A 12,623-nucleotide genomic window follows, 5' to 3' on the forward strand; every position below is an offset into this window, starting at 1 on the left:
CCCGCCCGCGCCGGGGGCCGCCGGGCCGGAGGTCAGACGGAAGCACTGCCCCTGCCGCCCGGCTCACCCGGTACCCGACGGCGCACGATGACGCCGTCGGCGAGGTCCGCAACCACCTCGGCACCCACGCCGACCTCCTCCCGACCGACGAGCACCGGATCGCCGCGGCCTCACCCGACGGCGCCTTCCTCATGCTGACGTCGGCACGGGCCCGTCTCCACCTCCGGGTCGAGGGGCCTGGAGTCCGGGCTGACGACCTGTTCGGTAGCGGCCCGGGGTCGTTCCGATGACGGCGGTGAACGCTGCTCGGTCAGTTCGCGCGGTGCGGCCTGTGGCCCGGCGGGTGCGTAGCCGCCGAGCAGGAAGAACAGGTCGAGCCGGGTGAGGCGGGCGCTCCGCTCGTTCTCCTCGGCGAGGCACAGCGGGGCGACGTCACACGACCCCGACGTGCTGCGGACCGCGGTCGCCCGGTGGTTCACCCTGGCCGCCGGCACCCTGGTGCCTTCCTGCCCCCACGGGCACGAAAGGGTGTCCGACTCCGGCGCGTAGCGGTCACGAGGGGGACGACCCGGCGCTCCAGCCGCTCAGTTCGACCGGGATCCACAGCTGGGAGTCGGCCTCCGCGCCGATCTCCACGGGGCGCGTCCGGAGCAGCTCCGGACCCGGCCGGCTCGCGTAGGGGTTCGAGGGGAACCACTGGGTGAACACGTCCCGCCACAGTTCCTGGAGGGCACGCGGATAGGGCCCGCGGTTGTCGAAGACCGCCCAGGTCCCGGCCGGTACGTCAAGGGCGTCGAGATCCTCGGCAGCCGCCTCGGGACCGGTCACCACGCCGATCCAGTAGTCCGCCTCCGCGCCGTCCTCCCGGCTGTCGGTCAGGTGAACCGCCGCCGACAGGACTCCTTCCGGCTCCCGGTCGGACAGCTCCTTCATCCGGGCGACCGCCCGCTCGTCCAGGCTCTCCAGATGCGCCGCGGCGGCCGCGTTGACCCCCTCGTGCACGAGCGGGACCCGGGCCTTCCTACCGACGATCCGGAACCGCTCCTTCTCGACGATCCGGTACCGCATCGTCGTGCTCCCCTCGACGACGACGCGGAAGGACATGCGCGGCTGCGCCGTGAGCACCGCCCCCGTGCGCCGGGCCTCGCCCGGCCCGATGCCGTGCACCGACCGGAACGCCCGGGCGAACGCCTCGCCCGAGCCGTACCCGTAGCGCACCGCGACGTCGAGCAGCGTCGGCTCCCCGGACAGCACCTCGGCCCCGGCGAGCGTCATCCGCCGGCGCCGTACGTAGACCGTGAGCGGCATCCCGGCGAGCGTGGAGAACAGCCGCCGGAAGTGGTACTCGGACATCGCGGCGATCCGGGCCGCCTCGGCGATGTCGACCTCCCGCTCAAGGTGGGCCTCCAGATGGTCCAGCGCCTGATTGAGCCGCTCCAGCACGCGTGTCCGCCCTTCATCCGATCGCGACGCCCGACCGAACCGGTGCGGGAAGTGTCAGGCAGCGAGCCCCTCCGTCACCCGAGGCTTACACCATGACCGATATCAAGGGAGCGTGCGAGCCCCGCTTCGCCGCAGTCCGTGCGGCCCTCGCGGCGTCGCTCGACAAGGACGACGTGGGCGCCTCCGTCGCCGTCTACCTCGACGGCGAGCCGGTGGTCGACATCTGGGGCGGCTACGCCGATGCGGACCGCTCGGTCGGCTGGGAGCGCTCCACCCTCACCTGCGTGAACTCCACGACCAAGACCATGACCGCCCTGTGCGCGCTGATCCTGGCCGACCGGGGCCGGCTCGACCTGTCCGTGCCAGTCGCCGACTACTGGCCCGAGTTCGCCGCGGCCGGCAAGGAGAGCATGCTGGTGCGGCACGTGCTGTCCCACACCGCCGGGCTGCCGACCCTGACCGGGCCGGCGGCGGTCGAGGACCTCTACGACTGGGAGAAGGTGACGGCGGGGCTGGCCGCGCAGGCCCCCGCCTGGGAACCCGGGACGGCCGCCGGCTATCACGCGCTCACCTTCGGGTTCCTGATCGGCGAGGTCGTCCGCCGCATCACCGGCCGCAGCCTCGGCGAGTTCTTCGCCGAGGAGGTGGCCGAGCCGCTGGGCGCGGACTTCCACATCGGGCTCTCCGCCGCGCACGACCACCGCGTCGCACCGCTCATCCCACCGCCGTCGTTGACCGACGAGTACGTCGCCGCCGCACCGCTCGGACCGGACGGCGCACCGCCGGAGACCCCCGGCGCCGCGATCCGGGTCAGGGACGTCAACTCGGCGGCTTGGCGCCGTGCGCAGATCCCCGCGGTGAACGGCTTCGGCAACGCCCGGTCCGTCGCCCTCGTCCAGTCGGTACTGGCGGGCCGGGGAGCCGTCGGCGGCGTGCGGCTGCTGTCCCCGCAGGGCTGCGAGCCCGCGTGGCAGGAAGTGTTCCGCGGCGAGGACCGCGTCCTGGGAACACCGATGTGCTGGACGGCCGGCTTCGGCAGGTTCGGCAGCACCTTCGGCTGGGGCGGCTGGGGCGGCTCGCTGGTCGCGAGCGACCCCGACGCACGGATGACGGTGGCCTACGTCATGAACCGGATGATCGACCGGGGCCGGCAGGAGGACAACCGCGGCATGGAGATCGTCATGGCGGCGTACGGCGGACTGCGCTGACAGGCCTCAGCTGTGCTGGGCGACCGCGTCGGCGTGGGAGCCCGGTGAGCAGGCCCGGCCGAGGAGCGGTGAGACCGTGTCCGCGCCCGGGACGTGCCCGAGCACGGCGGCGCAGTACTGGACGCCGGGTACGGGCAGCGGGCGGAGCCGGGTCGCCCCGGCCCGGGGTGGCGGAGACCGCCCCGGCCAGGGCGAGACAGCCGACGAGGGCGGGGCGAGGAGTCCGCGCGGGACGCGCATGGGATACCTCCCTCACAGCCCACCCCACGCGCACCGGTCCCGATCAGGAGGCCGACCGGCACGACCGGCCCGAACGGCGCGCTGGCGGCCGTTCAACGGACGGGCTCTACGACGCTCTCAGCGACGGCCGTATCGATGGTGCCCGGCCGCGGCGGATGCCGGCCGCGCTGCCCCGGACCGGGCCGCCGACGACCGGCTGCTCCTGGCCGTCGACGCGGCATCTCGGGGCGCAGCGTGCTGCCGTCGGTCATGGCGTCCCGGAGCAGCGCGATGCACGCGGCGGCGTCCTTCGGGCGCTGGGCGGGGTCGCGGGCCGTGAGCCGCTGTATCACGGCCAGGTACGGCAGAGGTGCGAGGCGTGCGTCGTCGTCGTGGTGCAGCATGGCCACCAGGAGGAGGCGCGGGACCCGTCCGGCGCGGCGGTCGTGCCGCTGTCGTGGCAGGTGACGATGGTGGGCGACGGCTGCGACAGGATCCGGACCCGTTCCTGGAAGCGCTGTGCAGCGTCGGTGCCGACCGCGAACCTGATGGCGAGGGGCCGCTGCGCGGCAGTGTCGACGGCCTGCCACACCCCTTCCCACCCCGCTCCGGCCCCGCCCGTCCCCAGGCGCCGCTCCACGCGGTAGCGCCCCTCGACCACCCACCCCTGCTCCACGGATTCCCCCTCCGATGCCGGGCGTTGACGTACGTTCCCTCTCCCGCGCCAGGCTATGCGCGTTGCAGAGGGCGGTGCCGGCCCGGCACGCGACCCGACGGCAAGCCCAGGACGGGGGCACCCGGCCCGGACCAGCAAACCGAACACCCACCCCGCCACCACCCCGCCCCACACATCCGACCTGATTGCTCGGCTTCCGCCTTCAGCACCGAGGACAACAGCCGGCCAGTGTGCCGGTCGAGAGCTGCGGACAGGGCGGCCATGACGGTGTCGAGCATCTGCTGCGCCTGCTCTTCGACGTGGCCCTCGGGAACTGCGGACGACAACGGCGGTGGGCCGAGGAGGAACTGATGAGCGCGCCCGCGATCGCCCACGTCAGGCCGGTGGAGTTCGGGCCCGACATCGTGGAGTACCCGGAGCGCATCGACGCCACCTTGGAGCCGTTCGGGGGCCGGTTCGTGGTGCACGGCGGGAACGTCGAGGTGGTCGAGGGCAGTTGGGGCTCGGACGTGATCGTCATCGAGTTCCCCGACCGGGAGCGGGTGCGCGCGTGGTACGACTCCCCCGCGTACCGGGAGATCATCCCGCTGCGCACCCGCCACATGGTCGCCGACGCGGTCTTCGCCGACGGGGTGCCCGCGGGTTACCGGGGCGCGGACTCGCTGGCGCACTGAGCGCCGGCGGGGCGCTCGCGGGTGACGAGGTCGGTGCGTCCGGCGGTGGCGTCCAGCCACAGGACGCGGGTGCCGCGGTCGGCGACGGGCGAGTCCTGGGAGCCTCGGTCGCAGGAGACGCGCTCGGGGGCGCCGCCGGTGAGCGGGAGCTGCCACAGCTTGGCGGTCCGGGCGTTGGTCCAGTCGTCGTGGACCCGCCCGGTGCGCGAGACGTAGGTGACCGCGCGCTCGGAGACGGTGAGCTGGTACGGCTCGGGGGCGGTGGAGTCGGCCGGCAGGAGGTCGGTGATGCCCGAGCCGTCCAGGGCGCCGGAGCGGATCGTGGCGCGCCCGGTGGGCGGGGTCTGGACCCACAGCATGCGGCCGCCGGCCAGGTGGACGGCGTCGGCCAGGTTCTTCGGGTCGGCGGGCACGTACTGGGCGGTGACCTTGCCCTCGGCGAGCGAGTACGCGGTCGGCGCGTTGACGTAGTCCTGGCCGGACATCCAGCTCTCGGTCCAGGCGAGGACGCCGTCCTTAAGGTCGAGGCCGCCCACGCCGTGACCGGCTGGCAGCGGGATCACCGTCTCCGGGGAGCCGTCGCCGTGGACGACGTGGATGCGGGTGGTGTCGGTGGTGAAGTCCCGGAGCGTGTAGACGATGTCGCCGCCCGCCGTGCGGATGTTCTGCGGCTCCTGCCGGGCGTCGTGGTAGATGCTGCGCACCGGGCCGGCTCCGGTCAGCGGCGCGCTCAGCAGCTCGTAGCCGAAGACGCCCTGGCCGTCCTTGCCGACGGCCTTCCACACCGCGTTCGTGCCGTCGGTGGCCGCCCAGCTGTGGTAGCGGCCGTCGTCGGGGCTCAGTCGCACCGGGGTGGCGCTGCCGGTGACGGTGCCGGTGTACAGGGCGGTGCTCTTGCGGGTGGCGTCGGTGTTGGCGAGCATCACCCAGTGACCGTCGGCGACCACCAGGGCGGCCATGTTGTTGGTGATGCCACTGAGCAGGACGTGGCTGTCCAGGCCGAGCTTGCGCTGCCAGCCGGCCTTGATGCCGTGGGCGTCGAACGCGGCGGCGACGGTGCGCAGCTGGGCGTGGGTCAGGCCACTGGCGCGGCCGGCGGCCAGGACGGCGTTGCGGCCGGCGACGAAGTCGTCGAGCGGGGTCATGTACTCGGTGAGCGCGCGGTAGATCACGCGGTCGGCGACCAGCGGGTCCAGGGTGCGCCGGATGTCCCACAGGGCTCCGCCGAAGATGGTGGAGTTGAGGTGCACGCCGCCGCTGTCGGTGCTCAGGGAGGCGCCGACGTAGTCGTCGACGGTGGTGTGGTGGTCGTCCAGGTGGCGGGTGGCGCAGGCCTGCGGGGTGCCGGTGCGGCACAGGCCCTCGCCCAGCAGCGCGGCCCTGGGGTCGTCCATCGCGATGCCGCGGGTGGTGACCTCGATGGCGTTGCCGAAGTAGTCGGCGAGCGCCTCGTCCATGGCGCCGGACTGGCCGAGGTAGGCGAAGTTGGCACTGTTGGTGATGACGCCGTGGGTCATCTCGTGGGCGGAGACGTCGAGGGCGGCGGCGAACGGGAAGTACTTGTCGTCGCCGCCGCCGTAGATCATCTTGCTGCCGTCCCAGTAGGCGTTGGGGAAGGCGCGCCCGCCGGCGGTGACTCCGGTGACGGAGACGATCGGGCTGTTCTTGCCGTCCAGGCCCAGACGGCTCAGGCGGTCGCGGTAGAAGTCGTAGACGACACCGGCGTTGACGTGCGCGTCGGTGGCGCCGTCGGTGCCGGTGGCGGCGGGGAAGTCGGGGGTCGGGGAGCTCGCGGGGTGGGCGTCGGCGGGGATGCGGTCGAAGTCGCCCACGTCGCGGCCGGCCGCGTCGTAGGTGGTGATCGCGGCGGGACGGGTGAGGTCGGTGAGCTGGTAACTGCCGTCCGCCTGGCGGGCGATGTTGACGCTCACGCTCTTGCCGTGGGCGTCGGGGGCGGTGCCGGTGGCGGGGGTGACGGTGGCCGGGGCCGGGTCGGGGGCGGCCGCGGAGGACGCGACGGCTTCGGGGCGGGCGGCGGCCGCGGAGGGGGTGCGGGCATCGTGGGCGAGGACGACGACGCCGGCGGTGGCATCCACGTAGACGTCACGGGTCAGCGGGGTGCCGTCGGCGCCGGCGCCGCGCACGGTGTAGTGGCGGGTCAGCTTCCCGGCGCCGTCGGGCAGGATCACCAGGCCGGCGTCATCGGCGGTGGCCTTGGCGCGGGCGGCGTCCGGCAGCGCGCCGAGCGCGGCGGTGCGCAGCAGCTCGTCCGCGACGGTGGGCTCGGTGGGGGCGGCGAGGCCGGTGAAGAACTTGCCGCCGACCGACTCGACGTGCTGGGCCGCGCCGTCGCCGGCAAGGTGGACGAGGTACTGGGCGCCGAGCACGGGGACGCCGCCCTCGTTCTGCTGGAACCTGACGGTGCGCCGTCCGTCGGGGCCGCTCTCGGTGCCGGCTTCGGCGAGCTGGGCGGGGTCGACCCGGTAGCGGTCGCGGTGGGCGGCCAGGTGGGCGCGGGCGGCAGCGGCCGGGTCGCCGGGGGCGGGATCGCTCAGGCCGGTGACCAGCTGCGGCGCGGCGGTGTCCTGCCCGGCGACCACGCCGGGGACGGGGTCGCCGGCGGCCTGCGCGGGCGCGGTGTCGGCGGCGGCGGGCGGGGCGGCCAAGGCAGCCAGGCTCAGGGCGGCGGCTATGCCGGCGCCGAGGGCCTTGGGTGTGCGGGCGTGACGGTGCACTGCGCTCCTCTCACGGAACGGGAACACGGGAATCGGCGGTGGCGCCCTGCCCGTCGCCGGTCGGCTGACGGTGTGCCAGGGCCACGTCACGAACATAAGCCACCTCTCGGTATATGTCGAACAACTACCTATCGGGAACTCCGGGAGCCCCGGCCCTCAGGCGGCTCTCTGCCCGTGGCGGAGGAACGGGAGGACGCGGCCGGCGAGGGCCTCGGCGACGCGGGCGGCCCGGGCGGGGGCCACGGCCCGACCCAGCTCACGGACGGGGACGAAGCGGGCGCCGGCGGGGCGGCCGTCGGCGATGCCACCGTCGAGGACAAGGTTGAGGCGGCGGGAGAAGCCGGTCTGGGACCGGCCGATCAGCGGGACCAGGTGAGCAGCGGCCGGACGGTGCGAGGCAGCCACCGGCCACAGGGCGGCGGCACCATCAGCCGGGTAGACGGCGTTGCGCCAGGGTTCGTCCAGGCAGACCCACAGGGCGTCGAACAGGTTGGGCAGGTACAGGATGCCGCCCCTGCGCAGGACCCGTCTCTCGTGCGGCATGCCGGAGACCTCGATGACGGCACCGGAGTCCTGGGGCACGCCCGCCAGTTCTCCCGTCCTGCCGCGATACGCCCCGGGCTCCGCCTCAGCCCCACTCTTACGCAGCCGGAGATTGACTCGAAGCCAAGCTTGTCACCCGACTGTTCGATTTCCCGAGCACCCACCGAAGGGCTCGGCTTGACGAGTCAGGTGCCTGAGGTGTCTGGATAGCGCCGTTCACCGGACTGGGCCCGCGAGCGTTCCGGAGGCTGATCACGATGCTGCGGCGGGAAGGAGCCGACCGACCGCGTCCTGGGCACCCGGGATCGTTGCCGCTGGAGGACCGTGTTGTTGCTGGCGGCTGCGTACTGGCGCACCGACCTGACATTGCGCCAACGGCCGCTCACCGGTCGGCACCCGCCGACGCCGGGAGCGGCCGCAGGCGGAAGCGCGGCCGGTCAGCGGTCGAGGTCGATCGTGAAGCGCCTCGTGCCCGGGCCGATCGTGTCCGCGTGGATCGAGCCCTGGGCCCGGTCGAAGTCCCCGGTGCCGCCGGTGACCGCGTTGTCGAAGGACGGGGGCGGCCCCGGCTTGAGGTTGCCGAAGACCATCCCCTGGGCGGTGATCTGGCCACGCGGAAGGGTGTAGGTCACGGTGCACTCCTCCGCGCCGTCGTCGACGGTGCGGGTGGTGGTGCAGGTGCCGTCGGTCTCGCCGAGCTGGTTGCCATCCAGGTCGAACAGGAGCGAGCGGAAGACCGTCCGGTCGCCCTGGGCGGCGGGGCCGCTGGAGTTGACGGGGAAGTTCGACTGCTGCGCGAGATGGCCGATGAGCGTGATCGTGCGGTCCTTGGCGTGGGGGGCGGGCGATCCGGTGTCCGTCACGGCGTTCGCGACGGGCGCGGAGGCGAGGAGGGTGACCAGCGCGGCGGCCGTACCGAGGCAGGCCGTTCTGATGGGACGCATCGTGTGACTCCTGATGTCAGGTCATGAGTGGCCAGGCGTCCTCTTCATAACGTCTTCCCTGGCACCGTCCGGGTAGTCCCGGCGAGGCGCACCGGGGGATTCGACCACACGGCCCACACGACCGGACCAATCGCTCAATTGCCCCAGCCCCCTGATACTCCAGAGCGAGTTCGGGACCTCTGTGGGTGTCGTCATGTCGCTGGCTCGCCCACCCCGCCATCCCGCCGAACCCCACCGCCACCGCGTACCGCAGTCCGTTCTAACCGGCCGCTGACCTGCGACGGCACCCGAAACTCACCGGCGGCCCCGGGGCGAAAGTCCCCAAGGCAGGTCAAAGGTTGGTATGCGGGGGCGACGGACCGGGGTAACGTTCTTGTCGTGTCCTTCCAGACACCGATCTACGAGTGAGAGCGTGACGGGCTCCTGCCGACGTCCTTCAACGTCGCCGACCGCCCCCTACCGATGAATCCGTAGATCACTTCGCATCATTGACCGGAGACCCTGACCATGAGCAAGAACATCAACAATCCCGTGGGCATGGGTGGCGGCCAGCGCAAGAGGCTGTCTCGCGCCGAACGGCAGAACAACGGTCCGCACCGCAACCTCGACCGCCAGGGTGCGGCCGACCAGAAGGCGGAGCTGGTGCGAAGGATGCGCGACAAGACGGGCACGGCCGAAGGCGCCGCGCAGGCCGGCGACGACACCGCACGAGGCTGACGCACCGCCGCCAGTCTGGTTCCCGTGGCCGACGAGCCGGGCGACGGCGCGTTCGACCGGGTGTCAACCAAGGCCGGTAGGCCTCCTTCTTCGTCGGTCGCCCAGTGAACGGCCGGTCGGATCCTCGGGTCCGACCGGCCGTTCCGGTTTCGGACCTGCGGATCGCGTCTCTGCGCGGGTAGGGCGAGTCAGTGGGCCGGCGGGCCGTCAGCGTTCGAGGAGGGCGGTGCGAATGGCGTGTTCCACGAGGGGGGCGGCGTTGGCGTGTTCCCTGGCGTTGGGATGCAGGAGCGTGGCGCGTCTGCCGATGGCGGCGCAGTCGAACGGCAGGCCGCGGATCGTGGCCGGCCAGAAGGGCTCGGCGTCGCCGCAGATTCCTTCGATCCACCGGGTGTCCTCGGGTGTGCACACGTCGTGGCCCACGCTGGAGGTGTAGAGGTCGACGTATCTGTCGCCGTGCTTCGCCGTCTCCGTCCGAATGATCGTGTTCATCGCCTTCAGCGCGTCCTCGCGCAGCCAGTCGATGTCGGCGGGGCTGATCGGGCCGAGTCGCGTCGGGCCGCCGCCGCAGGCGCTGCCCCGCTCCGGCAGGACGGCCGGGTAGCCGACCCTGATGACCCTGGCACGCGGTGCGGCGCGATGGATAGCGCCGAGCATCCGGTTGTACTCGTCGCGGATCCTGGCGAGTTTCGCGTCGAGGCCCTCCACGCCCTCGGGTGGATTCGTGTAGTACGCCGCGCAGGAGATGTGGGCGAGGGTGAGGTCCAGGCATTCGCCGAAGGGCAGTCCGATTGCGCCGATGCCGACCGTGACGACGTCAGTGCGGTCGCTGAGTCGGGCCCGACGGAGCTGCGGATCGACCTTGGGCCACCCGTCGGGGTCCCCGCCGGGTGGCTGCACCGGGCTGGTCGGCTGCTGCCGCTCGCGGGTGATGTTGCCGATCGCGGCGTTGTCGCAGCTGACGTCGGTCAGGTGCACGGGCTTGTCCGTCGGACGGGCGGCGAGCGCCCGCCCGATGAGGTCGGGGTAGGAGCCAGCGGTCCGGTCGCACCCGTCCCGTGAGGCGCTGCCCAGCGGGGGCCGTGGGTCTCCGATGTACAGGCCGGCCGTGTAGGAGTCGCCCAGCGCGACCCACTCGTAGCGGGCGCTCCTGCCATCGGCCGCGACCGGGGGCGGCAGCGCGGTCAGCGCCAGCACGAACAGTCCCAGCACCGGCACTCGCGCGTGCGGACGGGCTGCGGGGTGTCGCATGGTTCCTCCGTGGCACGGGACAGGACCGGACCGGGAAGCGGCTCCGGACGGTACTTCGGTGCGCGTGGGAACGATCCCCGCATCGCAGTACCCATCCCCGCACAGCCGGGCCTCTCCCGCCGGTCGGGCCGACCAGTCGGATTCATCGGGTCGCCGACGGCGGCGCCCCCGACCGTGAGACCGACGGCCGGGCCGAGTTGGTGGCCGTCGCCTCCCGCTGCCGGAAGGGCGGCCGACTGGTCGGTGGTCGGCCGGATACCCGCGACGGGCTGACCCCGCTCACCGGGAGCCGGCGGTGATGACCTCGACCCCGGCCGACATCGACGGCGTCCTCACCGCACTGCGCCAGCAGGCCATGGCCCTCGACACCGTCGACCGCCCCGCCGCCGCCCACCTGCACGAGCAGTTCCTCCCCCAGGTGAGTATCTACGCCCGCGCCCTACTCAGGGCCGGCTACCCCGCGAGCGTGTTCTTCTCCCGCGATTTCACGAACGACACCGGACAGATCGTCAACCAGGGCCGCGCCGAGCCCTGTTCCGGAGCCTGACGGCCACCAACGGCGAGCCGATGACCCTGCGCGATGAGCGCGGCTTCGGGCAGGCGAGCGGCTCCAGGGACCGCGGGCCGATCTGACGGATCACCCCGATGCCTTTCGCAGGCAAGCACCTGCCGCTGGCCCTCGCCGGAGGCAAGAACAACGGCCGAACCGCCGCGCAAGATCCACCTGATCTACCGCACCCACGTCACCTCCGAGGTCCGCGCCACACTGGCGACCCAGGAGTTCGACGAGCTGCCCGACGGCAGCCCCGCTTCGCCTCCCCGCTTCGCCTGGACACGGCCCGCGCCAGCAGGCAGGGCGAACAGAGGCCAAGACCTGCGACAGCACCAGAGACGGCCAGGAACGGACAGAGGGCCCTGATCGTGGCGATCACCGAGGCCGTGCACGACGGTGACGACCGCACCGTACGCCGGTTGCTCGCCCGCTTCGCCGAAGTGGCCACCATCGCCGACCTGTACGCCCTGCGCAACGCCCTCCTCCCCGGCGAGCGCCCCGCTTGCACCCCGCAGCAGCCGCCTGAACCGCCGACCCCGGTTCCGGCATGATCTGGCCCGGCCGGGAATCGGCTCGCCGCGCTTCCTCTTGCCGGCGAGGTCGAGGTAAGCGCGCTGAGCACTCATCTGTCTGCCCCGCGGAACTGGAACCCGCTCCTCGTATGGCGAGGCAGCACCTGATGCAACACGGAATGACCATCAGGTCCCGGCCGGACCACCCCGCACGGGGAACGGGATGGCGGTGGCGACGATTCTCGAACGAGCTCGAAATCAATACAGGAGGGGGCCTGAACCGGCTTCCCTTTCTCGGTAGGCTGCAGGTATGACGGATGACTTTCAGCAGCGGGAAGAGTGGCGTGCCGCCTTCGCCAAGCAGGTCATCACCGACTGCCTGGGCCAGTGGCTGCGGTCGGCCAATGAGGCCGCGGTGGCCGCGGTCGGCTCGGAGCACGCCGCCGAAAGTGCCCGCCTGGCCCGGCAGGCCAAGGACATATTGATCCGCTGGCGGGAAAAAGGCGACCTCGGCGGCGACACGGCAGCCCGGATCGCCGACGCCGTGGTCGAGAGAATGGAGCACGGCGAGAAATCCTCCCCGCTTCCGGAGAAGGCCGACGAGTCCTTTCCCTCCTTCGACAGCGGCTACCGGGCCGCGGTGACCTGCCAGTGGCTTCGCGACCAGGGCTACGACATCCCCACCTACCTCGGGGGCCCCGAGCTGTGAGCGGGATCCCGCGGACCTGCGCGGGTAGCCAACAGCCGGACCCCAAGAGCGTTCTCCTTGCACAGCCCGGCCGCCGAACCCGGCTCCTCCTTCTCCGCGCTGTCAGCCCGCCGCCGCGCTCACCCGCCTCGCCCCCCGCGGATCCGGTTCCGCAGTCCCGATGTCTCCCCGGGCGTCGCCGCCACTCCAACGGGCGATCGCCGCGCCTGACGCCCATCACCGCCGACGGGATGCGGTCACTCCCCCAACCAGCTTGCCCCCCAGGGGCGTTGACAGCGCTGGGGGCTCGCCACCGGCGGCCCTGGAACAGACTCCACGGAAGTCCGGGGGTGACATATCCACTCGCGGCGAGACCAGGCCTGCTAGAGTCGAATTCAGTTGCAGTAGTGGTTCCCATGAACTTTGTGTGCGCCTGCTGATGTATCGCAGGCGCCTTTTT

The 12,623-nt window shown here is 72.4% G+C and carries 14 protein-coding genes and 1 pseudogene; 7 read left to right on the plus strand and 8 right to left on the minus strand.

Translation table 11 applies throughout. The features are described from left to right. Nucleotides 1-170: 170 nt before the first annotated feature. Together ACIGG8_RS39970 and ACIGG8_RS39975 are read right to left on the minus strand one after the other, a co-directional pair. The gene (locus tag ACIGG8_RS39970) at nucleotides 171-494 is read right to left on the minus strand and encodes a hypothetical protein (RefSeq protein WP_396553488.1); all 324 of its coding nucleotides are present in this window, start codon (nucleotides 492-494) and stop codon (nucleotides 171-173) included. A 58-nt stretch (nucleotides 495-552) separates the two neighbouring features. Further along, nucleotides 553-1,443, minus strand: a complete 891-nt coding sequence (locus ACIGG8_RS39975) for a GyrI-like domain-containing protein (protein ID WP_396553489.1) — start codon at nucleotides 1,441-1,443, stop codon at nucleotides 553-555. Nucleotides 1,444-1,535: 92 nt separating this feature from the next. On the opposite strand from ACIGG8_RS39975, the gene ACIGG8_RS39980 reads away from it, so the two are divergent. Beyond that, on the plus strand, nucleotides 1,536-2,651 hold the full coding sequence (locus ACIGG8_RS39980) for a serine hydrolase domain-containing protein (RefSeq protein ID WP_396553490.1): 1,116 nt from the start codon (nucleotides 1,536-1,538) through the stop codon (nucleotides 2,649-2,651). A gap of 6 nt (nucleotides 2,652-2,657) precedes the next feature. On the opposite strand, the gene ACIGG8_RS39985 is transcribed toward ACIGG8_RS39980, so the two are convergent. After that, entirely contained in the window at nucleotides 2,658-2,891 is a 234-nt protein-coding gene (locus tag ACIGG8_RS39985; protein ID WP_396553491.1) for a hypothetical protein, read from the minus strand. Between the two features lie 328 nt (nucleotides 2,892-3,219). Further along, on the minus strand, nucleotides 3,220-3,546 hold the full coding sequence (locus ACIGG8_RS39990) for a hypothetical protein (protein ID WP_396553492.1): 327 nt from the start codon (nucleotides 3,544-3,546) through the stop codon (nucleotides 3,220-3,222). A 350-nt stretch (nucleotides 3,547-3,896) separates the two neighbouring features. Between ACIGG8_RS39990 and ACIGG8_RS39995 the strand changes: the two genes are divergently transcribed. Then, the gene (locus ACIGG8_RS39995; RefSeq protein ID WP_396553493.1) at nucleotides 3,897-4,220 is read left to right on the plus strand and encodes a DUF1330 domain-containing protein; all 324 of its coding nucleotides are present in this window, start codon (nucleotides 3,897-3,899) and stop codon (nucleotides 4,218-4,220) included. On the opposite strand, the gene ACIGG8_RS40000 is transcribed toward ACIGG8_RS39995, so the two are convergent. Together ACIGG8_RS40000 and ACIGG8_RS40005 are read right to left on the minus strand one after the other, a co-directional pair. Then, nucleotides 4,190-6,955 carry a M4 family metallopeptidase gene (locus tag ACIGG8_RS40000; protein WP_396553494.1) on the minus strand — a complete coding sequence of 922 codons (2,766 nt, stop codon included), beginning with the start codon at nucleotides 6,953-6,955 and terminating at the stop codon, nucleotides 4,190-4,192. The genes ACIGG8_RS39995 and ACIGG8_RS40000 overlap by 31 nt on opposite strands. 156 nt (nucleotides 6,956-7,111) lie before the next feature. Further along, nucleotides 7,112-7,537: a hypothetical protein gene (locus tag ACIGG8_RS40005; RefSeq protein ID WP_396553495.1), complete on the minus strand. Its 426-nt coding sequence runs from the start codon at nucleotides 7,535-7,537 to the stop codon at nucleotides 7,112-7,114. 167 nt (nucleotides 7,538-7,704) lie between these two features. Between ACIGG8_RS40005 and ACIGG8_RS40010 the strand changes: the two are divergent. Continuing rightward, a pseudogene (locus ACIGG8_RS40010) lies at nucleotides 7,705-7,888 on the plus strand (IS5/IS1182 family transposase); the annotation flags it as partial. A gap of 47 nt (nucleotides 7,889-7,935) precedes the next feature. On the opposite strand, the gene ACIGG8_RS40015 reads toward ACIGG8_RS40010, so the two are convergent. Beyond that, nucleotides 7,936-8,442, minus strand: a complete 507-nt coding sequence (locus ACIGG8_RS40015; protein WP_396553496.1) for a hypothetical protein — start codon at nucleotides 8,440-8,442, stop codon at nucleotides 7,936-7,938. Between the two features lie 507 nt (nucleotides 8,443-8,949). Between ACIGG8_RS40015 and ACIGG8_RS40020 the strand changes: the two genes are divergently transcribed. Then, a complete protein-coding gene (locus ACIGG8_RS40020; RefSeq protein ID WP_396553497.1) occupies nucleotides 8,950-9,159 on the plus strand; it encodes a DUF6243 family protein in 210 nt (69 codons plus the stop codon). 207 nt (nucleotides 9,160-9,366) lie between these two features. Here ACIGG8_RS40020 and ACIGG8_RS40025 read toward each other — a convergent pair whose 3' ends face one another. After that, nucleotides 9,367-10,410: an SGNH/GDSL hydrolase family protein gene (locus ACIGG8_RS40025; protein WP_396553498.1), complete on the minus strand. Its 1,044-nt coding sequence runs from the start codon at nucleotides 10,408-10,410 to the stop codon at nucleotides 9,367-9,369. 298 nt (nucleotides 10,411-10,708) lie between these two features. On the opposite strand from ACIGG8_RS40025, the gene ACIGG8_RS40030 reads away from it, so the two are divergent. The 3 genes from ACIGG8_RS40030 (at nucleotide 10,709) to ACIGG8_RS40040 (ending at nucleotide 12,184) form a co-directional block, all read left to right on the plus strand. After that, nucleotides 10,709-10,957, plus strand: a complete 249-nt coding sequence (locus tag ACIGG8_RS40030) for a hypothetical protein (protein ID WP_396553499.1) — start codon at nucleotides 10,709-10,711, stop codon at nucleotides 10,955-10,957. A gap of 374 nt (nucleotides 10,958-11,331) precedes the next feature. Further along, nucleotides 11,332-11,514, plus strand: a complete 183-nt coding sequence (locus ACIGG8_RS40035; RefSeq protein ID WP_396553500.1) for a hypothetical protein — start codon at nucleotides 11,332-11,334, stop codon at nucleotides 11,512-11,514. A 271-nt stretch (nucleotides 11,515-11,785) separates the two neighbouring features. Next, complete coding sequence (locus ACIGG8_RS40040; RefSeq protein ID WP_396553501.1) at nucleotides 11,786-12,184, plus strand: hypothetical protein; 399 nt, start codon at nucleotides 11,786-11,788, stop codon at nucleotides 12,182-12,184. Nucleotides 12,185-12,623: the final 439 nt, after the last annotated feature.

The organism is Kitasatospora sp. NPDC085464 (genome assembly GCF_044541955.1).
GTDB lineage: Bacteria > Actinomycetota > Actinomycetes > Streptomycetales > Streptomycetaceae > Kitasatospora.